The 25,558-nt window shown below is 55.7% G+C and carries 16 protein-coding genes and 1 tRNA gene; 6 read left to right on the forward strand and 11 right to left on the reverse strand.

Features of this window, described 5'->3' with window-relative positions:
* The first annotated feature begins 94 nt into the window (after positions 1 to 94).
* The gene (locus tag Q334_RS0116495; protein WP_027314171.1) at positions 95 to 940 is read left to right on the forward strand and encodes a crotonase/enoyl-CoA hydratase family protein; all 846 of its coding nucleotides are present in this window, start codon (positions 95 to 97) and stop codon (positions 938 to 940) included.
* A gap of 45 nt (positions 941 to 985) precedes the next feature.
* A complete protein-coding gene (locus tag Q334_RS0116500) occupies positions 986 to 3,049 on the forward strand; it encodes an NADPH-dependent 2,4-dienoyl-CoA reductase (RefSeq protein WP_035461866.1) in 2,064 nt (687 codons plus the stop codon).
* A gap of 79 nt (positions 3,050 to 3,128) precedes the next feature.
* On the opposite strand, the gene Q334_RS0116505 is transcribed toward Q334_RS0116500, so the two are convergent.
* From Q334_RS0116505 to Q334_RS0116540, 6 genes are all read right to left on the reverse strand, one after another.
* Positions 3,129 to 4,022 (reverse strand): transglutaminase family protein, encoded by an 894-nt coding sequence (locus tag Q334_RS0116505; RefSeq protein WP_027314173.1) that lies wholly within the window; start codon positions 4,020 to 4,022, stop codon positions 3,129 to 3,131.
* Positions 4,019 to 6,568 (reverse strand): circularly permuted type 2 ATP-grasp protein, encoded by a 2,550-nt coding sequence (locus tag Q334_RS19610; RefSeq protein ID WP_051527894.1) that lies wholly within the window; start codon positions 6,566 to 6,568, stop codon positions 4,019 to 4,021. The genes Q334_RS0116505 and Q334_RS19610 overlap by 4 nt, the downstream gene beginning before the upstream one ends.
* A 36-nt stretch (positions 6,569 to 6,604) precedes the next feature.
* Positions 6,605 to 9,946, reverse strand: a complete 3,342-nt coding sequence (locus tag Q334_RS0116515; RefSeq protein ID WP_027314174.1) for a transglutaminase family protein — start codon at positions 9,944 to 9,946, stop codon at positions 6,605 to 6,607.
* Positions 9,943 to 10,896 (reverse strand): alpha-E domain-containing protein, encoded by a 954-nt coding sequence (locus tag Q334_RS0116520; protein ID WP_027314175.1) that lies wholly within the window; start codon positions 10,894 to 10,896, stop codon positions 9,943 to 9,945. The genes Q334_RS0116515 and Q334_RS0116520 overlap by 4 nt, the downstream gene beginning before the upstream one ends.
* Before the next feature lie 2 nt (positions 10,897 to 10,898).
* Entirely contained in the window at positions 10,899 to 12,350 is a 1,452-nt protein-coding gene (locus tag Q334_RS0116525) for a circularly permuted type 2 ATP-grasp protein (RefSeq protein WP_027314176.1), read from the reverse strand.
* Positions 12,351 to 12,836: 486 nt separating this feature from the next.
* Positions 12,837 to 12,912 (reverse strand) — tRNA-Ile (locus Q334_RS0116540).
* A 203-nt stretch (positions 12,913 to 13,115) separates the two neighbouring features.
* Here Q334_RS0116540 and Q334_RS0116545 point away from each other — a divergent pair.
* Genes Q334_RS0116545 through Q334_RS19615 form a run of 3 tightly spaced genes read left to right on the forward strand, consistent with a single transcriptional unit; the run spans position 13,116 to position 18,854 of the window.
* A complete protein-coding gene (locus tag Q334_RS0116545; protein ID WP_162157443.1) occupies positions 13,116 to 14,621 on the forward strand; it encodes a bifunctional metallophosphatase/5'-nucleotidase in 1,506 nt (501 codons plus the stop codon).
* Between the two features lie 9 nt (positions 14,622 to 14,630).
* Positions 14,631 to 17,591, forward strand: coding sequence for a hybrid sensor histidine kinase/response regulator (locus Q334_RS0116550; RefSeq protein WP_081414498.1), 2,961 nt, complete (start codon positions 14,631 to 14,633; stop codon positions 17,589 to 17,591).
* 45 nt (positions 17,592 to 17,636) lie between these two features.
* On the forward strand, positions 17,637 to 18,854 hold the full coding sequence (locus Q334_RS19615) for a diguanylate cyclase (RefSeq protein WP_051527895.1): 1,218 nt from the start codon (positions 17,637 to 17,639) through the stop codon (positions 18,852 to 18,854).
* A gap of 65 nt (positions 18,855 to 18,919) precedes the next feature.
* Here the strand turns inward: Q334_RS19615 and rpoD are convergent, their stop codons facing one another.
* From rpoD to rpsU, 4 genes are all read right to left on the reverse strand, one after another.
* Positions 18,920 to 20,767 (reverse strand): RNA polymerase sigma factor RpoD, encoded by a 1,848-nt coding sequence (rpoD, locus tag Q334_RS0116560; protein ID WP_027314179.1) that lies wholly within the window; start codon positions 20,765 to 20,767, stop codon positions 18,920 to 18,922.
* A 161-nt stretch (positions 20,768 to 20,928) separates the two neighbouring features.
* On the reverse strand, positions 20,929 to 22,917 hold the full coding sequence (dnaG, locus tag Q334_RS19620; protein ID WP_051527896.1) for a DNA primase: 1,989 nt from the start codon (positions 22,915 to 22,917) through the stop codon (positions 20,929 to 20,931).
* A 45-nt stretch (positions 22,918 to 22,962) separates the two neighbouring features.
* On the reverse strand, positions 22,963 to 23,418 hold the full coding sequence (locus tag Q334_RS0116570; protein ID WP_027314180.1) for a GatB/YqeY domain-containing protein: 456 nt from the start codon (positions 23,416 to 23,418) through the stop codon (positions 22,963 to 22,965).
* 56 nt (positions 23,419 to 23,474) lie between these two features.
* Positions 23,475 to 23,690, reverse strand: a complete 216-nt coding sequence (gene rpsU, locus Q334_RS0116575; RefSeq protein WP_027314181.1) for a 30S ribosomal protein S21 — start codon at positions 23,688 to 23,690, stop codon at positions 23,475 to 23,477.
* Between the two features lie 209 nt (positions 23,691 to 23,899).
* Here rpsU and tsaD point away from each other — a divergent pair, with 209 nt between their 5' ends.
* Positions 23,900 to 24,940 (forward strand): tRNA (adenosine(37)-N6)-threonylcarbamoyltransferase complex transferase subunit TsaD, encoded by a 1,041-nt coding sequence (tsaD, locus tag Q334_RS0116580; RefSeq protein WP_027314182.1) that lies wholly within the window; start codon positions 23,900 to 23,902, stop codon positions 24,938 to 24,940.
* On the opposite strand, the gene plsY is transcribed toward tsaD, so the two are convergent.
* Positions 24,928 to 25,512, reverse strand: coding sequence for a glycerol-3-phosphate 1-O-acyltransferase PlsY (plsY, locus tag Q334_RS0116585; RefSeq protein ID WP_027314183.1), 585 nt, complete (start codon positions 25,510 to 25,512; stop codon positions 24,928 to 24,930). The two genes, tsaD and plsY, sit on opposite strands and share 13 nt — an antisense overlap.
* Positions 25,513 to 25,558 lie beyond the last annotated feature (46 nt).

Here is a 25,558-nt window from a genome sequence, read left to right on the forward strand (position 1 = left end):
GGAGGGCTGGCGGCAATCTAACAAGCAATCTTGACACTGTCAAAATGGCGGCCTATCTTGACGCTGTCCAGATAATTACTGACCGGGGTTTGTCATGCCTTATCAGAGCTTTGATCTTCACCTGCAAGGGGCGGTCGCCCATCTGCAATTTAATCGTCCCGAGCAGTTGAACGTGATGACCGCCGATTTTTGGGCGGAATTTGGTCAGGCGGTGCTTGAGCTGGATCAATCCGGTCAGGTACGGGCGCTGGTGATCAGCTCAACTGGCAAACACTTTAGCGCTGGGATGGATTTGAAGATTTTCCAGTCGCCTGACCCGCAGTTATTTCAGGGAGAGCCAGGCCGTCGGGCCGAGGCGATGCGCCGTTTGGTGCTGCAACTGCAGGAGGTTTTTAATGCTTTGGAGCAGGTGCGGATGCCGGTGTTGACGGCGATTCAGGGGGGCTGTATTGGCGGGGCGCTGGACTTGGTTTGCGCCAGTGATATGCGTTATTGCAGCGCCGATGCTTTTTTTACCGTCAAAGAAACCGAACTGGGCATGACGGCGGACTTAGGTACCTTGCAGCGTTTGCCACGCCTGATTGCTGATGGTATGGCCCGCGAGCTGATTTACAGCGGGCGTAAATGCTATGCCGAGGAAGCCCTGCGGCTGGGACTGGTGAACCAAGTATTTGCCGACCATGGCAGCCTGCTTGAGGGAGTATTGGCGCTGGCAGAACAGATCGCCAGTCATTCGCCTTTGGCGATAACCGGCTGCAAGCAGATGCTTAATTATGGCCGCGACCACAGTGTGGCGGACAGCCTGAAAATGATGGCCACCTGGCAGGCGGGCATGTTCCACCCCAATGATATGTTGCAGGGCTTTGCCGCCAAGATGCAGGGCAAAGCGGCCAGTTATGAGGACTTGCGCCCCCTGGCGCCTGAACCTTTCAAGCGCTAAGCGCTTTATACCTATAACAACCCTTAGCTGAACGAGAGAACCACCATGACCACTCCGCTGACCAGCCAGGCTGATTTGCAAGCCAGTTACCCTCATCTGCTTAAGCCCCTGGATTTAGGCTTTACCACCCTGAAAAACCGAGTGTTGATGGGCTCTATGCACCTGGGACTGGAAGAAGCCCCCAATGGTTTTGCCCGAATGGCGAGTTTTTATGCGGAACGGGCACGCGGCGGGGTGGCTTTGATTGTCACCGGCGGTATTGGTCCTAACAAAGAAGGCGCAGTCCATGCCCATGCGGCGGTGATGGCCAGTGAGCAGGATGTGGCCAATCACCGTCAGATTACCGAGGCGGTACATGCTGAGGGTGGCAAAATCTGTATGCAGATTCTGCACACTGGCCGTTATGCCTATAGCCCTAACTTGGTGGCGCCTTCTGCTGTACAGGCACCGATTAACCCTTTCCAGCCCAAGGCACTGGAGCAGGATGAGATTGAGCAGCAGCTCAATGATTTTGTCCGCTGTGCCAGCCTGGCTAAAGAGGCCGGCTATGACGGGGTGGAAATCATGGGTTCGGAGGGCTATCTGCTCAACCAATTCATCGTCCGCCGTACCAATAAGCGTGAGGATGAGTGGGGGGGGGAATATGAGCAGCGTATTCGTTTCCCGATTGAGGTGGTTCGCCGGGTGCGGGAGGCGGTGGGGCCTAACTTTATTATTATCTACCGTCTGTCGATGCTGGATCTGGTGGAAGAGGGCAGCAGTCTGGAGGAGATCATCCTGCTTGGTAAAGCCCTTGAGCAGGCCGGCGCCACCATTATCAACACCGGCATTGGCTGGCATGAGGCGCGCATTCCGACTATTTCCACCAAGGTGCCACGCGCCGCCTTTACCTGGGTGACGGCCAAGGTGCGTGAAGCCCTGAGTATTCCCACCATTACCTCTAACCGGATCAATATGCCCCATGTGGCGGAGCAGGTGCTGGCCCGTGGTGATGCCGATATGGTGTCAATGGCGCGTCCCTTCCTGGCGGACCCGGAATTTGTCATCAAGGCCGCGCAAGGGCGGGCAGATGAAATCAACACCTGCATTGGTTGTAACCAGGCCTGCTTGGATCATGTGTTTGCTGGCAAGTTGACCTCCTGTCTGGTCAACCCCCGTGCCTGTCATGAGACGGAAATTCTGCTGACCCCTGCCACTGAGGTGAAGCGCATTGCCGTGGTGGGAGCAGGCCCAGCCGGATTAGCCGCGGCTACCACCGCTGCCAAACGTGGCCATCAGGTCACCCTGTTTGATGCCGCCAGCGAAATTGGCGGCCAGTTTAATATCGCCAAGCGTATCCCAGGCAAGGAGGAGTTCTACGAAACCCTGCGTTACTTTTCCCGCCAGATTGAGTTAACCGGCGTGCAGCTGCGCCTGAATACCCGGGTGACGGCGGAGCAACTGTTGGCTGAAGGCTATGATCATATCCTCCTGGCGACTGGTATCGTGCCCCGGACTCCGGCCATTGAGGGGGTGGAGCATCCTAAGGTGCTGAGCTATCTGCAGGTGATGCAGGGGGCAGAAGTCGGGCAGAAGGTGGCGGTGATCGGTGCCGGTGGGATTGGTTTTGATATCAGCGAATACCTCAGCCATGACCCCAGCCATGGCGATGCCCCCAAGAGCATCAGTGAGTTTATGCAGGAATGGGGGGTGGATATGCAGATGCAGGCCCGTGGTGGCATTGAAGGGATGAAGCCGAGCTTTGCCCCCTCGCCGCGGCAGATCTACCTGCTGCAGCGGAAGAAGTCCAAGGTGGGTAAAAACCTGGGTAAAACCACCGGCTGGGTGCATGTGGCGGATCTGAAAAAGAAAGGTGTGCACTTTGTGGCGGGCTGTGAATACCAGCGTATTGATGATCAGGGTCTGCACCTGTTGGTCAATGGCGAGGAGCAGGTGCTGGAGGTGGATAACATCATTATCTGTGCCGGCCAAGAGTCAGAGCGTAGCCTGGCGCAGGCCTTAGCCGGCCAGCATGATAGTGTGCATCTGATTGGCGGGGCGGATCTGGCTTCCGAGTTGGATGCCAAACGGGCCATTGACCAGGGCACTCGCCTGGCTGTAACCCTCTAACTGAGCTAGCAAGCCGGGCAGTGTTGTCCGGCTTTATTTTCTACGGCACTGCTGCTGCCCTGTTGGGGTAGGGTAGGAATCAGCTGATCCGCATGACATCCACTGCGACCTTTAACGCCTGGGTGCCGCCCCCTTCAAAAATCACCCCTCTTAAGGGAGTGACATCGGCATAATCCCGTCCCCAAGCGGTGGTGATATGTTGCTCCGAGGGCATGATGTCGTTGGTGGGGTCAAATTCAAACCAGCCTTCACCGGGTGAGTAGACCGCAAACCACGCGTGGGAGGCATCTGACCCCACTAGTTTTTCCTGCCCGGGGGGGGGCAGGGTTTCGAGATAGCCGCTGACATAGCGCGCCGGAAAACCCAGCACCCGCAGGCAGGCAATGGCCAGATGGGCGAAGTCCTGACAGACCCCTTTGCGATGTTCAAATACCTCCGCCAGTGGTGTGGCCACACTGGAAAAACCTGGATCGTACTTAAAACCTTGGAAAATATGACTGTTAAAGTCACGTACGCAGGACAGTAACGGACGCTCTGGCTGGAAAAAGGGCTCAGCAAATTCACGTAGCTGTTGGCGCAGGCTGGGGCTGAGCTCCAACATCGGCGAGTCGAGGCAGTATTCCAGCGCCTCAATTATCTCCGGCTGTTGCCGTGCCGCCAGCAATTGTTTGGCCTGGGCGCAGCTGATACCTAGATCAAGGTTAAGGGATTCGCGTCCCTGATCGGTTTCGATCTCACTGATGATCTCGATGCTGAGCAGCTGGTGCGCCTCCTGAATCGAGAAATAGTGCGCATGGTTACCAAAGTAATCCAGGCGCGCCTGTTGATAGGCCGGACGTGGGCTGATCTCCAGCCGACTGCTTAAACAGCGCTGGTAGTGGGTATCCCGTGGGGCGAGGTGGGCCAGGTTGTAGCACAGGGAAACATGGCTGTGATAGCGATACTCGGTCAGATGACGCACCCGGTAGATCATAGCTCGCCCTCCCATTGGGAATGCACCAACTGTTGCGGCCCAGCGGTGTGGTCGAAGTATTTATCGCTTAATTGGGTGGCAAAGCGCTTCAGGCGGCGATCCAGCAGCTGCGTAAAGGCCTGCAGCTTGGCACGTTTGCCGGAGGGTTCCTCACTGCTGGCGAGAATGGCCAGATCGGCCAACTGCACCTGACTAAGCGCCTCCAATACCAGACGTTTCTCTGGCGGGAGTTGGGAGGGCAAGCCCACCGGCTGGGGCAATTCATCCAGATAACGGCGCAACAGTTCCAATTGATAGAGCAATGAGCGTGGATTGCTGGGGTCGACCAGCAGCAGGTCGAGGCCATGCTCGATTTTAGCGCGGGAGCGGTAGCGACGACGGAAGGAGATCATCGCCTCCATGGTTTGCAGAACCGACTCCAGCATCTGATGCTGGGGCAGCTCATCCAGGCGTTCGGTCAGGGTGGCGTTGAGCAGGCTGACAATCTGTAGTGCCCGCTCGGTGCGGCGGCCCATTTCCTGGAATTTCCAACTCACCCCACGCAACATGCTTTCATTGTTGAGCCCCGCCAGGGCCAACAGGGAAGTCACCAGCGGATCGAGGCTTTCCTCGGCGGCAGAAGGCAATCCCTCGGCAAAGGCCTGATCCAGTTCTTTTAAGTGATCGCGCAGGTCATTGACGATGCGACGGGTATCCGCCGACAACATTTCCTTCACTTCTTCAGTGCAGTTCAGTAAGGCATTGAGGGTAGCGCGGATGGAGTTGGGTTGCTTGGCATCCAACACATATTGGATCAACTCTGCTTCACTGAATGTCGCGTCCGTCTGGGGCGCAATCTGACCGGAAAGGGCGCGATACAGCATCGCCATGCCCTGTTCCGGCAGGGGATCAAGGTTATTCAGTTGCAGCAGCAGGGTGCGCATTAACCGCAGGCTGGCCTCGGCCCGCTCAGCATAGCGACCGAGCCAGAAGAAGTTTTCCAGTACCCGGCTGGGCAGAATCACCTGTTGAGCCACGTCCTGGAAAGGCGTGCTGGCGCTGCTGGCGCCCAGTACTTGCTCATGCTCGTCCGCCAGTACCCAGGTGTCCTTACTGACCGGGCTGCCTTGGCTTTTCACCAGTGACTGTTGATCCGAGAGCCCTACTCGGGTCAGGCCTCCAGCCATCAGGGTGTAGCTGTCCTGATAGGCAACGGCAAAGGTACGCAGCAGGGCCGGGCGGGAGTGCAGCTGTTGCTCATGCCAGGTAGGCACATGGGAGGCAGCCAGGTATGGCTGGGCCACATACTGATGGGGGGCGCGCTCAATTGCTGCTAATACCCGCTGTTGGTCTTTTTCGCTGAGGCGATGGCCATAGATGCTGGGCTTATGGGAGTGGCGTACCGCCGGCTTGATGATCAGATCCTGTAGGTTGCTTTCCACATAGGCGCGGTCTTCTGCATCACCACACCACCAGGTTTGTACCGAGCCGAGCTTGGGCTCATGGCCGAGTAGAAAACGGCTGATCTGCGGCAGGAATTTCAGCAGCGCCGGGGTTTCCAGCACCCCGGATCCCAGCGGATTGCTCACTACCACATTACCCGCCCGCACCACTTCCAGCAGTCCAGGTACGCCATGCAGGGAGTTGGAGCTCAGCTCCACCTGATCGCAGTGATGATCCACCACAAAGCGCAGAATGACATCGACACGGATCAGACCGTGCAGGGATTTCAGCCAGACATGGCCATTGCGCACACTGAGATCACCCCCTTGTACCAGGGGATACCCCAGGTAGTTGGACAGGTAGGCATGCTCGAAATAGGACTCGTTATAGGCGCCGGGTGTCAGTACCACGATCAGCGGGCTTTCGGTCTTTTTCGGTGCCAGATCGCTGAGGGTGTGTTTGAGGGTCTGGAAAAAGTGCGACAGCCGGTGCACCCGCTGGTTGCGATAAAGCAGGGGCATCACCTTGGAGCAAACGATGCGGTTCTCTAGGGCGAAGCCGGAACCATTGGGGGTCTGGGTGCGGTCGCCAATCACTTGGAATTGGCCGTTTGGTGCCCGGGCCAGATCGGCGGCATGTAGCACCAATTGCGGACTTTGGCTGTTAAACAAACCCTGGCAAGCGCGTAAAAAACCGGGATGGCCGTAGAGGATTTCCGCCGGCAGGATGCCCTCCTGCAGCAGCAAACGGGGACCATAGAAGTCTTTCAGAATCAGATCGAACAGCTGTGCCCGTTCAATCAGCCCTGCCTCCAGCTGATGCCATTCCTGGCTATCAATCAGATTGGGTAGCACATCCAGCGCCCAGGGCTGCTGGGCAAAGGAATCAGCGGAGAGGTTATAGGTGGCGCCATCATCGCGCAGAATGTGCTGGGCTTTCTTCTGCCGCTCAGCCAGCACACTGTTGCCCATCTGGCTAATCGCCTCATAGAGGAACTGCCAATGCTGGCGAGGCTGGCCGCCCGCGGCGAAGGCTTCGTCGAAGCTACCCGCTACGCCAGGATACCAGCCTGGCTGGCTGGCATCCTGAGTGGGTAGATTGGGCTGGGAGGGTAACTCCGTCATGGGCATCCACTACTACATAAGATTTGAAGCTGACATTTAGCCGCCTTTATAGGGACGGCGCAAATCTAATGTATGCGGATATTCTCCAGCGGGTTCCTCTGGCGGGGGAGCCATCGGCACCGGTTGGCGTTGATGGGGGAAGAACTGGCGGATTGCGCTGAATTCCGGCGGTGGGCTGAAGTGGCCCTGGCTAAATCCGCCTTCCTCAAAGCGTTTGACCCGGCGAGCTTCGGCTTCGTTGCCATTGACCGGCAAGGTGTCGTAATTGCGTCCACCAGGGTGGGAGACATGGTAGCTGCAACCGCCAATCGACAGGCCATTCCAGCTATCCACCAGATCAAATACTAGCGGGGTATGGACGCCAATGGTGGGGTGCAGGGCAGAAGGGGGTTGCCAGGCACGATAGCGCACTGCTCCGACATATTCCCCCTGGCGTCCGGTACTGCGTAGCGGCACCCGGCGACCATTGCAGCAGAGTACGTGGCGGCCGTCGGTCAGGCCACTTAGCTTGACCTGCAAGCGCTCTACTGAGGAGTCGACATAGCGGGCGGTACCAAAGCTGGAGATTTCTTCTCCCAGCACATGCCAGGGTTCAATCGCCCAACGCAGTTCCAGCTCGATATCGTCAATCTGTACCCGGCCATAGTGGGGGAAGCGGAACTCCTCAAAGGGCGCCAGCCACTCCAGCTGGAAGGGAATGCCATGCTGCTGCAGATCCTGCACCACCTCTTTAATATCCGCCCAGACATAGTGCGGTAGCATAAAGCGGTCATGTAAATTGGTGCCCCAACGTACCAGGGGCTGGCGATAAGGGGTTTGCCAGAAGCGCGCCACCAGTGCCCGTAGTAACAGGGTTTGTACCAGTGCCATCTGTGGATGTGGCGGCATTTCAAAACCACGAAACTCCAATAATCCCTGACGACCACTGGCGCTGCCGGCGGCGTAGAGTTTGTCGATACAGAACTCAGAGCGATGGGTGTTGCCGGTAATGTCGATCAGCAGATTGCGCATTAGTCGATCCACTAACCAGGGTTGCTGGACCAGGCCCTCAGGCATTTGAGCGAAGGCGATTTCCAGCTCATACAGCATCTCATCCCGTCCCTCATCCACCCGGGGTGCCTGGGAAGTGGGGCCGATAAACATGCCGGAGAACAGGTACGACAGGCCAGGATGATGCTGCCAGAAGGTTACCAGGCTACGCAGTAAGTCCGGCCGGCGCAGTAAGGGGCTATCCGCCGGGGTGCGCCCCCCCAGGGTGATATGGTTGCCACCGCCGGTGCCACTGTGGCGGCCATCGAGCATAAATTTCTCGGTGCCGAGACGAGCCTGATGGGCCTGCTCGTACAGGGTCTGGGTATGGTGCACCAGTTCCTGCCAGTTGCTGGAGGGGTGGATATTGACCTCAATCACCCCCGGGTCCGGGGTGATCTGGAAGCGTTGCAGGCGGTCATCCTTGGGTGGCTCGTAGCCTTCCAAAATCACCGGTAAGCCCAGCTTGGCGGCGCAGGCTTCAATTTGCCCCAACAAGTGCACATAGGGCTCCAGCTGATTCAGCGGTGGTAAAAACAGGTGCAGCTTGCCCTCTCGGGGCTCAATACAGAGCGCGGTACGGATCACCTCTTTGGCGCCGATTTGTTGCGGGTCCGCTGGCGGCATCAGGGTGCGTGGGTCCTGGCCTGCCGGTTGGGATGAAGCCAGGGGCTGGTGCGGGGCAAAGGGGTCCGGCTCGGGTTCCTGTTCGCGTTCCTCCGGGCTGAGCCAGGGCAGGGAGGCAAGCGGCAGGCGATAGCCCAGCGGCGAATCACCGGGAATGAGGGTGAGCAGGTCATGGCGGGTGGGCCAGGGGGAGCTGATCCAGCGTTGTTGCTGGGGATGCCACTGTAACGGCAACACATAGCCACTGGCTTGGTTGAGGCCACGGCTGAGCAGGCGGGCCAAGCGCTTGCGCTCCAATGCATCCGCCAAATCGGCCTTGCGCGGGTCGACATTGGCGGGCAGTTGTTGCTCCTTCCACAGGTAATAGAGGCTGTCCTCGTAGGCGGGTAACAGATAGTCCGTTGCCAGTCCCAGTTGCTGGCACAGTTGTTGGCCAAATTCCAGGCCGTGCTCAATGCCGTGGCGATAATCCTGATCCACCCGTGCCAGCAGGGATTTATCCTGCCACAGCGGTTGGCCATCGGTGCGCCAGAAGCAGCTCAGGGCCCAGCGTGGCACCTCTTCACCGGGATACCATTTGCCCTGGCCGTAGTGCAGCACGCCGTTGGGGGCAAACTGCTGGCGCAGGCGTAGCAACAGGTCTTTGGCCAGTCGCAGCTTATCGGCTCCCAGGGCGTGGGTGTTCCACTGGGCGGAGTCCATATCGTCGATGGAGATAAAGGTGGGCTCACCCCCCATGGTCAGGCGTACATCCTGTTGCTCCAGGCGCTGATCCACCGCATGGCCGAGGGCAAGAATATTTTGCCACTGCTCTTCGCTGTAGGGCTTGGTGACCCTTGGATCTTCGAGGATACGGGTGACCTTGTTGGAGAACTCAAACTCGGTTTCGCATTGATCGGTAAAGCCGGTAATGGGGGCGGCGGAGATGGGGTCAGGGGTGCAGCAAAGGGGGATGTGGCCTTCCCCCGCCAGCAGGCCGGAGGTGGGGTCGAGGCCGATCCAGCCTGCCCCGGGAATGTACACCTCACACCAGGCATGCAGGTCAGTGAAGTCTTGCTCCGGGCCGGAGGGGCCATCCAGGGCCTTAACATCGGCGGACAGTTGCACCAGGTAGCCGGAGGCAAAGCGTGCCGCCAGGCCAAGGTGACGCAACAATTGCACCATTAGCCAGGCACTGTCGCGGCAGGAGCCTTTGCCCAGGCTGAGGGTTTCTTCACAGCTTTGGATACCGGGCTCCATGCGGATGCCGTACTGAATCAGTTGGCTCAGGCGGATATTGAGATCGACCAAAAAGTCGATCATGGCGCGTTTTTCCCGGCTGACACTGTCGATCAGGGCGGACATCTTTGCCCCGGCCTCTTCGCACTCCAGATAGGGAATCAGCTCTTTCCGCAGTTGGGCGTCATAGCGAAAAGGGAAGTGCTCGGCATAGCTTTCGATAAAGAAGTCGAAGGGGTTGATCACCGTCATATCGGCAATCACCTCCACCGCCACGCTCAGCTCCTTGGTTTTTTCCGGAAACACCAGGCGAGCCTGATAGTTGCCGAAGGGGTCCTGCTGCCAATTGATAAAGTGCTGTTCGGGGGTGACCTTTAATGAATAGGCATGGATATGGGTACGGGAGTGGGGCGCGGGTCGCAGGCGTAAAATATGCGGGGAGAGGTTCACCAGACGGTCAAACTTATAGGTGGTGACGTGTTGCAGTGCTACCCGAATGGTCATGCCTTGCCACCTCCATTGCGGGAGTCAAAGTTAAACCAGGTGCGGGTAATGCAGCTATGCAGGTCGGCGAGCTGCAGTTGCAGATCATTAAGGTAGTCGTGGAAGTCGGCACCAAAATCGAGCTGTTCATCCACCGCATAACGGCTGGCGGCCAGCTTTTTCAGTTCCGGCAGGACTTCCTCCCCGTGGGGTAGTTTGAGGGTGGCCTGGCGCATCATCTCGGTACAGAACTGCAGGGTCCGCGGGAAGTGCGGGTCTTCCAGCAGATAGTGGGCAACCTGGTTGCCCCGTACCGAGGTGCGTACCGCACGGCGGTAGTTGAGGTAACCACTGAGGGAGCGCAGCACATTGCCCCAGATGACCTGGGCGAGATTGGTGCTGTTGCCCTCATTGGGTTGCATCAGAATGCTGGCGCCGGCATCGAGGATACGGGTGGTCATGTCGGCTCGCTCCAGGTTGCGGCCCAGCATGACGAACTGCCAGGCCGCATCGCGGCTCATTTCGCCGCTCAGCAGGCCGTTGATCTGCTGGCAGCCTTTGATGACTTCATCAAGGTAGACATGGCGCTGACTGCGGTTGATACCGTAGTTGATATTGTTGTTGGCGTAGAGATCCAGCTCGTTAATCAGCTCCCAGGTATCCTGAGGCACCACATCGCGGGTGGTGCGGATGTTCTCGCGGATCATCTTGAGGGAGGACAGCATGGAGCTGGGGTTAGTGTCATCGGCGAGGGTGAACTTCACCACATTGCGCTCGTCCCGCACCTTGTAGCGTTCGTTAAACAAATCTTCGCCACTGTTGATGGTGACCAGGTTAAACCAGCTGATATTGATGTCCCGTGGCAGGTCGAACAACAGGTTGTCATAGACGCTGACCAGACGGGCGGTGTTCTCTACCCGTTCTAAATAACGGGCGCTCCAGTAAATACGCTCGGCTACAGTCGACAGCATGGTTATACCTCCGTTTCCACAATCCAGGTGTCTTTACTGCCCCCGCCTTGGGAGGAGTTCACCACTAAGGAGCCCTTGCGCATCGCTACCCGGGTGAGGCCGCCGGTGGTGACGTAGGTTTTGTCGCTTTGCAAAATAAAGGGGCGCAGATCAAGGTGGCGCGGCTCAAACCGGCCTTTGCCCACCAGAGTGGGGGCAGTGGAAAGGCTGAGGGTGGGCTGGGCGATATAGTTACGTGGGTTGTCCTGGATCAGTTTGGCAAACAGGTTTTGCTCTTTCTTAGTGGAGTGGGGGCCAACCAGCATGCCGTAACCGCCGGACTCGTTAGCGGGTTTGACCACCAACTCGTCCAAATGGGCTAGCACATAGGCGCGTTGCTCCGGATCATCACAGAGGAAGGTTTTGACGTTGGGCAGAATGGGCTTTTCGTTCAGATAGTATTCGATGATTTGCGGCACATAGGCGTAAATCACCTTGTCATCGGCTACCCCAGCGCCTGGGGCATTGGCCAGGGCGACATTGCCCTTGCGCCAGGCCCGCATCAGTCCTGGCACCCCTAGCATGGAGTCTTTGATAAAGGCTTCCGGATCAATGAAAAGATCATCAATGCGACGGTAGATCACATCCACCCGCTCGGGGCCTTCGATGGTTTTCATGTAGACGCAGTCATCACTGGCGACGAACAGGTCACGACCTTCCACCAGTTCGGCCCCCATCTGCTGGGCTAAGAAAGCGTGTTCAAAGTAGGCAGAGTTGAAGATACCGGGGGTGAGCACCACGATTTCCGGTTGTTCAATTTCCCTGGGCGAGAGCGCCGCCAGGGTATCAAACAGCTGGGAGGTGTAGGTGTTGACCGGCAGAATGTTGTCATTCTCAAACAACTCCGGCAGTACCCGCTTGGTAATGGCGCGGTTTTCCAGCATGTAAGACACCCCGGAAGGCACCCGCAGGTTATCCTCCAGCACATAGAATTGGCCATCCACATCCCGCACCAAGTCGGTGCCGCAGATATGCGCCCAGACGCCAAAACGGGGATTAATGCCCACGCATTCGGGGCGGAAGTTTTTCGAGTGTTCAATCAGGTGGGCCGGGAGGATGCCATCTTTGATGATCTGCTGATCATGGTAGAGATCATCAATAAAGCGATTTAATGCCGTGAGACGCTGGGTGAGACCACGCTCGGTGGTACGCCACTGGCTGGCGGCAATCACCCGGGGGACGATATCAAAGGGCCAGGCACGGTCGATATTGCCCTCTTCGGTATAGACGGTGAAGCTGATGCCCATCTCACGGATGGTGGCCTCCGCCATCAGGCGGCGTTGTTCCAGCTCTTCATTATCCAGGCTGTTAAGGTAGCTGATCAGTTTTTCGGCGGGTTGTCTGGGGGCGCCCTGGTGGTCGATCAACTCATCAAACAAGCCGTTGATCTCGTAGTCGTTCCATCTGTTGATCATGGAGGAGTGTCCTCTTTATTGGCTAGGCAACGCGGCCTGAGTAAGGGCGATATAGCGCTCACCATAGCGCTTATGCTGATAAGGAGACTGCAACCGCTGTGCCACCGTCGTGTTGAGCCAGTTGCCTGGATAAAGGGCAGCAAAGCAGGGGCAGGCTGTATCGCTAGACTGGACTGACCCAGTAAGGGGTGATCCTCTTTGTTAGTGCCAGTGTGAATACAAGTTGAACTAAGGGGTTTGCTAGTCAGTGGATGCTGGATAAATGATCAAACAGGATGCACAAGGCTCCCAAGCAAGCAGCAGACACTGTATTAAAAGTAGAAGTTGAGGTAGCAGTCGGCAAGTTGAGCTGGGTGCTAGGCTGCTTTGCGGCAGCTTAGGAGGCCAGAGTTTTAGGGTGTGGATGGAAGGTGAAAAGAGGCAAAGAAAAAAGATGGAGCAGGAAAAGAAAAAAGCCAGTGCTCACATGAACACTGGCTTTGAATCTGGTGGGCCCACTAGGACTTGAACCTAGGACCAAGGGATTATGAGTCCCCTGCTCTAACCACTGAGCTATAGGCCCGGCGGGCGCGATTATACATATCCAATATCAGTGTGCCAACCGTTGTAGCGCCCAGGTGGTTTTTATTAGCGGGTTAAGGGAGTGAGCGAAATATCCCCCTCTTTGGATGTCAAAGACCCCTCTTATCTTGCCGCTCTGATTGTGCTTGGTCTGAGCTTGAACCAATCTAATTGTAGGCGGAGCAGATCATGAGGGAGGCTGCGATGGGCAAGCACAGAATAGGAGCATGGCTGGGGAAGATCAGGAGTTGGCGAGGTTGGTTACTGGGGTTGTGGTTATTCACAGGGGCAAGTTGGGCGGTGGATCGGGTGCATTTGGTTTATGTTGCCAATATGCCGGATGTATTAGCCCCTCAACCAGGGCTGGCAGAGTTAGCGACTTGGCTGGCGGAGCTACGTCGGCAAGGGGAGCCAGTGCTGTTTTTGCACGGTGGCGATTCGCTGGGGCCGAGTACCTTGGCGTCCTTTGATAAAGGGGCGCACATGATTGATTTGTTGAACATGCTTGAGCCCGATGCGATGGCTATTGCCAAGCGTGAGTTTGCTTATTTAGAGGATGAGCTGATCCTGCGGATGCAGGAGGCAAGTTTTCCTTTGCTATCCGCTAACCTGCTGGATATGCATGCGGATGAGCCTTTGCGTGGCAGTGAACAATCTCTGTTGCTGAGCAAGGGGGGGATTAGGATTGGCATCGTGGCGGTCACCTCAGAAGAGGTAAAAGCGGAGTACCTTGCTCCCCGTACTCAGGTGCTGGAGCCATTAGAAGTGCTGCGCCAGCAGGTTGCTCAGTTAAAGCAGCAGGGTGCAGAACTGGTTGTGCTGATGGCGGATTTTGCCGATGACAATCTACGCCAACTGGCACGGGATTTGGGGGTTAGTGTGCTGCTGGAGGCACGCTCACAGCAGCTGGAATTAAGTCAGGAACCTGACTTTATCCGAGTCGCCACAGGCTCCATGCGTACCTATGGTGTTTATCTGCAGCTGTGTCGAGGTTGTTCTAAGCAGGAGTGGCAAGTTGAAGCGCATCTTCGCTATCTCGGCCATTTAGGCGCCAGCCGGGAGTTTAGCCAGCGTGTGCAGGACTACCAGCAGCGCTTAGATGCGTTGCTCAGTGTCGAGTTAGGTATCAGCTTAATGCCACTGGATACCCGTCGCAGTAGCGTTCGTTCTGGTGAAACCGCCTTTGGCAATTTAGTGGCGGATGCCATGCGTCATCATGTGCAGGCTGAGCTGGCGTTCTTTAATGCCGGTAGTATCCGCGGTGATCGTCAGTACCCCGCGAAGACCCCCATTAGCCGAGGACTGTTACAGCGGGAGTTGCCATTTGCTAATCAGGTGGTGTTGGTTGAGCTCAGTGGCGAGCAGATTTGGCAGGCACTGGAGCATAGTGTCAGTCGTGTCGACGAACTGAAGGGGCGCTTTTTGCAATTGGCGAATATGCAAGTTGAGTGGGAGCCGTTGGCACCCCAAGGACAGCGTATTCGAGCGGTGACGGTGGCGGGAAAGCCACTTGAGTTAGCCAAAAATTATCGAGTGGCGACTTACGATTATTTAATTGCTGGGGGGGATGATTTTGCCATGTTAAATGCAGCCAAAATCTTGACGCCAAGTTATGAGCGTTTGCAGGTGTGGGAGGTTGTCGCTGCCTATGTCCAGCAGCAGGCTGAAATATCTCCACGCCTGGAAGGGCGCTGGAAAGTACTGAAATAGTAGGTGCTAATGGCTACCCCAATGGTTGCTTTACCCTGGTCTAGACGTATCGCCACTAAGGTGGGGGCTGGGGTGCTGTCGATGCTACTTGCCGTGTTCCTGATGGGCGGGCTCTATCTTTACGATATGAGGCGCTACCAGCAGCAGGTCGATGAGTTAGTGTCGATCGCGATGCCGAAGATGGTCAGTGCCAGTCAATTGGCGACGGCATTGCAGCAACTGTTGCCGTTGTTAGAGCGGTTGGAAAATGTGGATAGCCCCCCTTTGCGACGTTTGGTGGTGGTGGAAATTGAGTCGCACCTTCAGCAAGTGGAAGCTCTGCAGGAAGCGTTGGTTAGTCGTGCGCCCAATTGGACGCAGGCTGCCAGTTCGGCTGGTTTGTTAGTCACGTTGCGTGGCTCCGTGGAGGCACTCGATAGACAAGTGCAGATCGCATTAGAGCTGGCGCAGGGAGTGAAAATTCAGGTGCGGGAGCTGCGTGACTGGGTGGATGAGCTAGAGCGCGCTGAACAAGCGGGTGCAGGCAGTGTGTTGCCTTGGCGTCAGCATAGTAAACAGTTGATGGTGCACTTGTTGGCTGGTTTGGGGCCAATGTCATTACGTGAGTTGAAAAGCTTCAAGCAGGCGTTGCTATTGGAGTTACAGCAAAGCACTGCATTAGCCAAGGCCGTCCCGCCACCACTCCAGGGCTGGGTGACTAAACAGCAGCACCGTTTGCAGGCCTATGTGCAGGGCGAGCAGGGGTTGCTGTTATTACTGGAGCGCCAGCAGCAGGTACTGAGCCGTGTGCAAGGTCTGGGTCAGCAGGCACGGTTGCTGGTGGAAGAAGGGGTACGGGCCAGCAGTCTGTTGCAAAACCAAACAGCAGCGGCGATTGAGGAATCGGCGGCCGCATTGTCACTGCGACGCCAGCAAAGTCTGGGGGTGATTGCTGCCAGTGTCGGCGCTGCCTCAATCTTAGTGGTGGCATTGTTTTTTTATATCCGTCGCGCACTGAGTAACCGCTTGACCCGCCTGAATACTGTCATGTTGCAACGCTTGGAAGGGGTGCAGCAGGATTTTGATTTGGGAGGAGTGGATGAGCTGAATCAGATTGCAGCCACCATTGATTACTTTCAAAAAGAGAGTGAAGAGCGGCGGCGCCAGGTTGAGCAAAGTGAGCAGCAGTACCGACGGGTGCTGGATGGTGCCTCCCAGTTAATTTTAATTACCCGGGCAGAAGAGGTGCTCTATTTTAATCGGTCGTTCGCCGATACTTTTGCTGACTTTGCCGCCCAAGCCTATGCCCCGGTGTTACTCCAGTTGCTATCCCTGAGCCATCACGCCTCCATCGAGACCGAGCGTCACAATCGCTTTGAGTTGAACTTACATGGGCAACAATGGTGGTTTGAGGTGGAGGTGCGTCCACTGGCCTGGGGCAAGATTGCCGCCGTGCAGACCTCACTTAACAATGTGACGGATGCTGTGCAGGCAGAGCAAGCACTGCAGCAGGCCAAGCGTCAGGCTGAGCAGGTGGCGAAGATGAAGACTGACTTTTTAACCTCCATGAGTCATGAGCTGCGCACGCCGATGAATGGCATTATCGCCATGACGGAAATGCTTAATCAGCAAGTGACCGCTAGTGAACCGCGTCGTTTGCTCCAAGTGATTCATAACTCCTCGCAAGTGCTGCTCAATGTTATTAACGATGTTTTGGACTTCTCCCGTTTGGAAGCAGGTAAGTTGTCGTTAGTTGAGGATGAGTTTGATCTTTATCACCTGCATGAATCTGCCTTGGAAATGGTTGCCATGGCCGCGGCGGAAAAGAGCTTACAGCTGCAGCTCTTTATTGCCCCTGAAGTGCCGGAGCGGTTATGGGGGGATGAGGGACGATTGCGTCAGGTGTTGCTTAACCTGCTGGGTAATGCAATTAAGTTTACTGAGCAAGGTGAGGTGCAGCTGCGGGTAAGCTGGCAGCAGCAAGGTGAGTTAGGTGAGTTACAGGTGGCGGTGGTGGATACGGGCATTGGGATTCCCGCTGATGCTCAGGAGCGGTTATTTCAGCCGTTCTCTCAGGCAGATAGCTCTGTTTCCCGTCGCTACGGTGGCTCGGGTTTGGGCCTCAGTATCGCTAGCCGCTTATTAGAGCTGATGGGAGGGGCGATCAGTTTACGTAGCCAGGAGGGTGTAGGAAGCGAGTTCTTCTTTAGTGTGCCGATTAAAACCTATCAGCGCCTACAACCTGGCATTTGGCAGGGTATTAATCTTGGTCTGGCGTTGCCGCCTGCAAGGGCGACAGAGCTGGCGCAGGAGCTGCGTGGGCGAGGGGCCATTGTTCGCGTATTGCCGGTGATGCCGGCAGGGGAGTGGTGGCAGGCATGGCAAAGCTGTCGTCCAGGCTATTTGTTAGTGGATCAGCAGTATTGGCAGCAGGTGCCGCGACAACAGATGGGCTTAAAAGAGGGCGAACGAATTTTTGTATTGCGTCCTTTTAACCAATTAGAAGATGAGCGTGGCGTGGGGGTTGAAGCATTAACTTGGCCGCTTAACCGCAGTGAGTTGTTAGGACGGATTAAACGCCCGCAGCAGGCACAGAAAAAAGAGGAGAGCTTTCCGCGTTTGGGTGCGGCGAAGGTACTGGTGGTGGAAGACAACCAGGTGAACCAGTTTGTGATTATGCAAATGCTCAAGCGTTTAGGGGTCGCGGCGGTTTTGAGTCCGGAGGGTAAGGATGCGCTGACGAAGCTGCAGACGGGGGATTTTGGTTTAGTCATTACTGACTTGCACATGCCCGTGATGGATGGCTTAGCTCTTGCTCAGGCTATTCGAAGTCAATCAGGTCCGCAGCGGGATGTGCCTATTATTGCGTTATCGGCAGATATCCTGCCGGAAACCTTGCAAAAGTGTGAAGAGGTAGGGATAAATTTGCATCTTGGTAAACCTGTAACCTTTGCGAGTCTGTTGCAGGCTTTGCATCGTTGCCTGGGCTAAAGAGCGAGTGCAAGTGGATATCCCCGAGCATAAAGGAGTGAGCGGATGGCGGTAACGACAGCGATTGACTTGCTGTTACCAAAAGAGGAGGCGGAAGCCCTAAGTGGCATCATGCGCCCTTATGGTTATGAAGTCAGATTGCTTGCTGACTTGCAGGACTCCGTAGCGGCAGAGGCAGGGCAGAGACTGTTGGTGGCCGACATGCAGATGTTGGCGAACTCAGCCTCTTCCGATGGCTATGGCACAGTACTGTTAGTTGCCGATGAGCAAGATGTGCAAACCCGCCTACAGGCGATCCGGATGGGAGCGGAGGGTTTTTTCTATCGTCCTATCCAAGCGTTTCGGTTATTGGACCATATTGATCGCCTCTTGGAAGAGACAGACCCTTCCCCTTACAAAGTGTTGATGATGGAGGATGATCCTGTCTCGGCGATGTTGACCACCAAGCTCCTCACCAAGTCGGGGATGGAGGTTCAGCGTGTTGAAGATCCCTTGCAGGTACTGGATGTGCTTTACCGTTTTCGTCCTGACGTTGCGCTTTTGGATCTCTATATGCCGGATTGTACTGGGGATGAGTTGGCCCAGGTCATTCGTCAGCAAGAGGCTTTCGATAGTCTGCCGATCATGTTTTTGTCGGCAGAAAAAGAGTTGGGGCGTCAGCGCCAAGCGCTGGCTACTGGCGGTGATGACTTTATCAGTAAGCCATTTAAGCCGGATCAGTTGGTGTCTTTAGTGCTATCGCGGGCGCAGCGGATGCGGCAATTACGCAACCTGGTGCAACAAGATCGTATGACCCACTTGTTGACCCATGCCAGTTTTAAAGAGGTACTGGATCAGGAGTTGCGTGCTAAACAGGAACGCCCAGTGCTGAGCCTGATTATGCTCGATATCGATCGCTTTAAGAGCATTAATGATAATTATGGCCATGCAGCTGGTGACGTGGTGATTAAGTCACTGGCGCGCTTGTTGAAACAGCGTGGACCGGCTGGAGCCTATATCAGCCGTTACGGCGGTGAGGAGTTTGCGTTGGCCTTACCGGGTTATAGCAAAGAGCAGGCTGTGGCGGTGGCTGAACTTTTGTTGGCGCTTTTTGGCAGTATCAGTATGCCAGTCACTGATCAGGATAGAGTGTTTGTCACTTTTAGTGCCGGGGTGAGTAGTCTTCAGCCCGGTCAGCGGATTGAGCAGATGTTGGCAGAGGCCGATGCAGCTTTGTATGAGGCGAAAAAACAGGGGCGTAACCGAGTTTGCGCAGCTCCCTGATAGGCTGGATGTAGATAAACAAAAAGGCGCTAAGTGCGCCTTTTTGTTGTGCTGCCCGTTACGGCTTACTCGTCGAGGAAGGAACGCAGGTGTTCTGATCGAGTCGGGTGGCGCAGCTTACGCAGTGCCTTGGCCTCAATCTGACGAATACGTTCACGAGTAACATCGAACTGCTTACCTACCTCTTCTAAGGTGTGGTCAGTGTTCATATCGATACCGAAACGCATCCGCAGCACCTTGGCTTCCCGCGCAGTCAGGCTGGAGAGTACTTCACGGGTGGCTTCTCGCAGGCCTTCAGAGGTGGCTGCCTCCATCGGTGAGGCCAGGTTGGTATCCTCAATAAAATCACCCAGTGATGAGTCTTCGTCATCCCCAATCGGGGTCTCCATGGAGATAGGCTCTTTGGCGATCTTCAATACCTTACGGATTTTATCCTCGGGCATATCCATCCGCTCACCCAGCTCTTCCGGAGTGGGCTCACGACCCATTTCCTGCAACATCTGACGGGAAATGCGATTGAGCTTGTTGATGGTCTCAATCATATGCACCGGAATACGGATGGTGCGTGCCTGGTCAGCAATGGAGCGGGTGATCGCCTGACGAATCCACCAGGTGGCGTAGGTTGAGAACTTGTAGCCACGACGGTATTCGAACTTGTCGACGGCTTTCATCAGACCAATGTTGCCTTCCTGAATCAAATCCAGGAACTGCAGACCACGGTTGGTGTATTTTTTGGCGATTGAGATAACCAGACGCAGGTTCGCCTCCACCATTTCTTTCTTGGCGCGACGAGCCCGGGCTTCACCGATAGAAATGCGGCGATTGACTTCTTTGATGTCGGCCAGGTCGAGGCCCACTTCTTCTTGAATCTGGCGCAGTTTGCGCTGACAACGCTGCAGGTCTTCACGGTACTGCTTGATCAGGGCGGAGTAAGGCTGATTCGCGTCAATCAGTTTCTCAATCCACTCTGGGTTCACTTCGTTACCGGGGAAGCTCTTAATAAAGTCCTTACGGGGCATGCGCGCTTTACGGGTGCAAATCTGCATCACGTTACGCTCTTGTTCCCGCAGGCGCTCTACAGCCAGGCGTACACGGTTTACCAGCTTGTCGAAGATGCGCGGTACCAGCTTGATTGGTGCAAAGACTTCACCCAGGCGTTGCAGCGCTTCTTCCGCTTCTTTGCTGTTGCGGCCATGACGTTCAATGGCATCCAGCACCACGCCGTATTGATTCAGCAATTCACCAAAGCGCAGACGGGCTTCTTCAGGGTCTGGGCCCTTCTCGCCTTCATCTTTGCTGTCGTCGCCATCTTCGTCCTCGTCTTCGTCCTCGTCGTCATTGCTTTCATCGTCAACGAGATCCAGGTCTTCATCACTGGCTTCGTTCGGCAAAAACTCGCTGTCATCAGGGTCAATATAGCCACTGAACAGATCGCTTAGACGGCCTTCTTCACTCTGGGCGATTTCGTATGCTGCCAGCACCTCTGCTACCGAGCCGGGGTAATAGACCAGGGCTGACATCACCTCACGTATGCCTTCTTCGATACGTTTGGCAATGACGATTTCACCTTCCCGGGTGAGCAGCTCGACTGTACCCATCTCGCGCATGTACATTCGTACTGGGTCAGTGGTGCGGCCGACATCGGTTTCAACGGAGGCTAGTACCGCAGCGGCTTCTTCGGCGGCTGCGTCATCGGTATCGCTATCGCTGAGCATGAGGGAGTCGGCATCGGGTGCTTCTTCCACTACGGCAATGCCCATGTCATTGATCATGCGGATAATGTCTTCCACCTGATCCGGATCTGAAATATCCTCAGGCAGGTGATCGTTTACCTCGGCGTAGGTGAGGTAGCCCTGCTCTTTGCCACGGGCAATAAGCTCTTTGAGACGGGACTGCTGTGAATTTCCGGCCATAGGTACCCTTCAGAAGCAAGTGACGCGAGTGAAAACAAAGCCGCGTATTATAGCTCAAGCGACCACTGGGGTGCCAGACGCATGAGCATTGACAGCTATACTTTTTTGTGTTGTGAAACAATATTCTAGCTTAATTGAGCCGGGCTGCCGCCTTTTCAAGGCTAACCCTGCATTTTCAATTGTTGCTGTAGTGCTAAACGCTTGGGTTGAAGGTCGCGATACTCTTGCATCTCTGCTTCACTAAAGCGAATTCCCTGGGTGAGTTTTAGCTGCATGCTGTCAAATTGACGTTGAATAGCATCAATTTGTAGGCGAATCAGGTTATTGCGGAAAAAGCGCGCCTCTTCACCGGGAATGGCTTGATAGCTGATGTCCGATGACTGTTGCAGGATGCGCCGAGCGGGCTGCTGATCAAAGTCAAAGTGTGCTGCTAGTTCGGCAAAATCTGCTTGGGGTTGCTGTTTCAGGTAGTCCAGCAAGCTAAGCAGCAGGTCGATTTCCTCATCTGCTAACACCTTCAGGTAATCGAGTTCGTTCTCTTGTTCAGCAGCTAAGCCTGGATCCCGTAGCAACGCAATGATGGCTGCACGAGTTGGGGAGAAGTGGATACTGGCTTTGGGTAAGGGCGGCTGAGGGGGTTCATCCTGCTCCTTGAAGCCACGCTTATCACCATATCCTTGGCGCTTCTTAAAAGGCTTGCGCGGAGCTTTGCTGGCAGTGGCTGTCTCTGGTAGATAGTAATAATCCTGCTCATCCATCTCCATCGGTTGCCAATGAGCGGTGTCATCCCACTCATTGGGCTGGCTGACGGGAGCAGGGGTGGGTGGCGTAGCCACTGGGCTATGTTCAGCTAACTGCTGAATTTGCGCTTTATCTAAGCCAGTGCGGTGCGCCAGATTGTCCAGCATCAGGGGTTTGATAAAGCTATCGGCGGGCAACAGGTTGAGCAAAGGCAGGGCGCGTTTACAGAGCAGGGCTTTGTGTTCTGCCTGGTGTAGATCCAGGCCCTGCTGGGCAAAGTCGAACAGGAAGTCTGAGCAACTGAGGGCACGGTTAATGCGTCGCTCAAATTCAGCGAGCCCTTCCTGTTGTACCAAAGTGTCAGGGTCTTCCCCTTCGGGCAGGAATAAAAAACGGGCCTGGCGGCCATCTTTTAGGAGCGGTAAAACGCTGTGCAGTGCCCGTTCTGCAGCCTTGCGCCCGGCCTGGTCGCCATCGAAACAGAAGACGATCTCTTCCACCTGGCGATAGAGGACTTCCAAGTGGGTGCTGCTAGTGGCGGTACCGAGGGTGGCAACGGCGTCATGCAGGCCATATTGGGCGAGCATGATGACATCCATATAGCCTTCGACGATCAGGAAACGCTGTTGCTTACGGCCATACTTGCGTGCTTCAAAAAAGCCGTAGAGTTCCTGGTTTTTGTGAAAAACCGGGGTTTCCGGTGAGTTGAGGTATTTGGGCTTATCATCACCGAGTACCCGTCCACCGAAGCCGATAATACGCCCGCGTTTATCGCGGATAGGAAACTGAATGCGATCACGGAAGCGGTCGTAGGTTTTGCCTTCTTCTGGTTTATCTATCACCAGGCCGGCGTCAATCAGTGCCTGACGGCGGCTAGCACTCGTGCCTAAAGCATTGAGCAAGTTGTCCCAGCCGGGTGGGGCGAAGCCGAGGCGAAAAGCTTGCGCGGCTTGGCCGCTTAATCCGCGCCCTTTGAGGTAGTTAACTGCGTTTTGACGGGCGGGGTGATGTTTAAGTTGCTGGCTATACCATTCGGCAGCTTCTTCCAGGATGTCATAGATAGCCTGGTGTTGCTCCCGTTGCTGGGCAAGTTGCACGCTGTCTTGCTGTTCACGGGGGACTTCCATGCCGGCTCGTTTGGCCAGGGCTTCTACGGCGAGAGGAAACTCCAGGCGCTCAAACTCCATCACAAAACTCAGGGCTGTGCCAGAGGCGCCACAACCAAAGCAGTAATAGAACTGTTTGTCAGGGCTTACGGAGAAGGAGGGCGTTTTTTCCTGGTGAAATGGGCAACAGGCAACGTAGTTCTTACCGGCTTTTTTTAGCGGTACGCGTTCATCAATGATATCGACGATATCCACTCGGGCGAGCAGATCATCAATAAAATGCTGGGGTATTTTACCTGCCATGGTGTGGACAAGTGCGTGCTAGCGAGGTTGGCCGAGGCTCCAAGCTTAGCCGGGTAGAGATTCTTTAGCCAATTGGCTAACTGCGGTCATGTCGGCGCGGCCCTGTACCTGCGGCTTTAACAGGGCCATCACCTTGCCCAGATCACGTACTGAGGTGGCGCCAGAGGTGGCGATCGCTTGCGTGACCAGGACTATTAATTCGTCTTTTGTAAGGGGTGCTGGAAGAAAAGATTGAATCACCTCCATTTCGGCGTTCTCTTTGTCGACTAGGTCTTGGCGGCCGGCCTGACTAAACTGGCTGGCGGCATCGCGACGCTGTTTGAGCATTTTGTCCAGCACAACAAGAATGCGGGCGTCATCTAACTCGATGCGTTCGTCGACTTCAATACGCTTTACCTCAGCCAGCACTAAACGGATGGTGCCCAGACGTTGCTGTGCACGGGCGCGCATGGCGTCCTTCATCGCTTCAGTGAGCTTGAGTTTCAGGGCTGCATCGGCCATGACAATCTCGCGTATTGAGTGGGTGTAAAAGCCTGAGTGTTGTCTAAGTGTTTGGCTTAGTACAGACGCTGCATGCGACGCTGTTCGCGCTGCAGTTTCTTCAGGTGACGCTTAACGGCGGCAGCTGCTTCACGCTTACGAACGGTGGTGGGCTTTTCATAATGCTCGCGACGGCGAACTTCAGCCAGGATACCGGCTTTTTCACAAGAGCGCTTGAAACGGCGCAGGGCTACGTCAAAGGGTTCGTTATCTTTTACTTTTACGCTAGGCATCGACAAACCTTTGCTAATTTTAAGGGTTAAAAAACAAATAAAGCCCACTACGGGGCGCGAATATTCTAGTGCTGTGCAAGAGGGATGTAAACTGCATTTGTTTAAACTGGGTGCCAGGCAGGGGAACTGCTATCATAGCCGCCTTTGTCAGCTGGGCTGAATGACGGCCTGCAGTGTTAGCAAACATTAGTGTTAGAGAGTGGTAAGGCATGCGAGTCCTGGGTATTGAAACCTCCTGTGATGAAACCGGCGTTGCCCTGTATGACAGTGAGCACGGATTGTTAGGGGATGCGCTCTATTCCCAGGTGGCGATGCACGCCGAGTATGGCGGTGTCGTTCCTGAACTCGCCTCCCGTGACCATGTGCGTAAACTGCTACCTCTGATTCGTGAGGTATTTAAGCAGGCTGATCTGGCGCTCGGACAGGTGGATGGTGTGGCCTATACGAGTGGCCCTGGTCTGATTGGTGCGTTGTTGGTGGGGGCCTCCACTGCACGTGCGTTGGCCTATGCCTGGCAGGTGCCTGCCTTGGGTGTACATCATATGGAAGGCCATTTGCTGGCACCGATGCTGGAGGAAAATCCCCCGCAATTTCCTTTTGTTGCGTTGTTGGTGTCGGGTGGGCATACCCAGTTGGTACAGGTGATGGGGATCGGTCAGTATCGTCTGTTAGGTGAGTCCTTGGATGATGCGGCGGGAGAGGCCTTTGATAAGGCCGCCAAGATGTTGGATTTGGGCTACCCCGGTGGGCCGCGTTTGGCCGCTCTGGCAGAAAAAGGGCGACCAGGGCGTTTCCAATTCCCAAGGCCGATGATTAACCGCCCTGGCCTTGAGTTTAGCTTTAGTGGTCTGAAAACCGCGGTACTCAATACGGTGACGGAGTTACAGCAAACCTCAGCCCTGGATGAACAGGCCAAAGCAGATGTCTGTTATGCCTTTCAGGAAGCTGTGGTGGAGACGTTGGTGATCAAGTGCAAACGTGCCCTGCAGGAGAGTCGTCTGAAGCGTTTGATTATTGCCGGTGGTGTCAGTGCCAATCAGCATTTGCGCCAGCGTTTACAACAGGAGCTGGCACAGATTAACGCCCAGGTGTTTTATGCGCGACCGCGTTTCTGTACGGATAATGGCGCCATGATCGCCTATGCTGGCTGCCAGCGTCTGCTGGCTGGTGAGCAGGCCGAATTAAGCGTGCAGGTGCGCCCGCGCTGGCCGCTGCATGAGTTACAGGTACCGGGCCATCAGTCAGCCTGAGCCAGCCAGCGGCGGATATTGCTGCGGTGACGCCAGATCACTATGAGGCTTAGCAAGCTGAAGATTTGCCAATAGTCTGGACTGAGCCAGTAGCTGAGGGCTGGAGTGGCGAGTGCAGCGCAGAGGGCGCCAGCGGCGGAGCGATGAAAGATGCGGTTCGCACCCAGCCAAAGTACAAGTAGGCTCAGGGCCAGGCTGAGTTCAATCAAGATCAGGGCGCCGAAGGTTGTAGCGACGCCTTTGCCGCCCTGGAATTGGAAAAAAACCGGATAAAGGTGGCCTAATACGGCTGCCAGGGCAACCAGGGCAACGGCTTCTGCGGCGAAATGCTGAGTTAAGGCCAGCCAGGTGGGGAGGGCGCCTTTGCCCACGTCGCCAAGCAGGGTGATGAGGGCTGCACCCCGTCCGCCCAGGCGCAATACATTGGTTGCTCCTGGATTGCCTGAACCCTGTTGGCGAGGATCGCCGAGCTTGAAGGCGCGACAAACCAGAATGGCGGAGTTAACCGAGCCAATCAGGTAGGCCAGCAGCATCAGCAGCAAGGCTGAGCCAAGGGTGGCGTTTACTTCCACAGGTGCATCCTGCTTGTCAGTGAAGCCTGCAAGATAGCATTTAAAG

The organism is Balneatrix alpica DSM 16621, from assembly GCF_000619885.1.
In the GTDB taxonomy this organism is placed as follows: domain Bacteria; phylum Pseudomonadota; class Gammaproteobacteria; order Pseudomonadales; family Balneatricaceae; genus Balneatrix; species Balneatrix alpica.

Excerpts from the sequence above, each read along its gene's own strand:
- Q334_RS0116520 (WP_027314175.1), bottom strand. The coding sequence starts at position 10,896 with ATGCTGTCGACTGTAGCCGAGCGTATTTACTGGAGCGCCCGTTATTTA.
- dnaG (WP_051527896.1), bottom strand. The coding sequence starts at position 22,917 with ATGGCAGGTAAAATACCCCAGCATTTTATTGATGATCTGCTCGCCCGA.
- Q334_RS0116515 (WP_027314174.1), bottom strand. The coding sequence starts at position 9,946 with ATGACCATTCGGGTAGCACTGCAACACGTCACCACCTATAAGTTTGAC.
- Q334_RS0116525 (WP_027314176.1), bottom strand. The coding sequence starts at position 12,350 with ATGATCAACAGATGGAACGACTACGAGATCAACGGCTTGTTTGATGAG.
- Q334_RS0116505 (WP_027314173.1), bottom strand. The coding sequence starts at position 4,022 with ATGATCTACCGGGTGCGTCATCTGACCGAGTATCGCTATCACAGCCAT.
- rpsU (WP_027314181.1), bottom strand. The coding sequence starts at position 23,690 with ATGCCTAGCGTAAAAGTAAAAGATAACGAACCCTTTGACGTAGCCCTG.
- Q334_RS0116500 (WP_035461866.1), top strand. The coding sequence starts at position 986 with ATGACCACTCCGCTGACCAGCCAGGCTGATTTGCAAGCCAGTTACCCT.
- tsaD (WP_027314182.1), top strand. The coding sequence starts at position 23,900 with ATGCGAGTCCTGGGTATTGAAACCTCCTGTGATGAAACCGGCGTTGCC.
- Q334_RS0116550 (WP_081414498.1), top strand. The coding sequence starts at position 14,631 with ATGGCTACCCCAATGGTTGCTTTACCCTGGTCTAGACGTATCGCCACT.
- rpoD (WP_027314179.1), bottom strand. The coding sequence starts at position 20,767 with ATGGCCGGAAATTCACAGCAGTCCCGTCTCAAAGAGCTTATTGCCCGT.
- Q334_RS0116545 (WP_162157443.1), top strand. The coding sequence starts at position 13,116 with ATGGGCAAGCACAGAATAGGAGCATGGCTGGGGAAGATCAGGAGTTGG.
- Q334_RS19615 (WP_051527895.1), top strand. The coding sequence starts at position 17,637 with ATGGCGGTAACGACAGCGATTGACTTGCTGTTACCAAAAGAGGAGGCG.
- Q334_RS0116495 (WP_027314171.1), top strand. The coding sequence starts at position 95 with ATGCCTTATCAGAGCTTTGATCTTCACCTGCAAGGGGCGGTCGCCCAT.
- Q334_RS0116570 (WP_027314180.1), bottom strand. The coding sequence starts at position 23,418 with ATGGCCGATGCAGCCCTGAAACTCAAGCTCACTGAAGCGATGAAGGAC.
- Q334_RS19610 (WP_051527894.1), bottom strand. The coding sequence starts at position 6,568 with ATGACGGAGTTACCCTCCCAGCCCAATCTACCCACTCAGGATGCCAGC.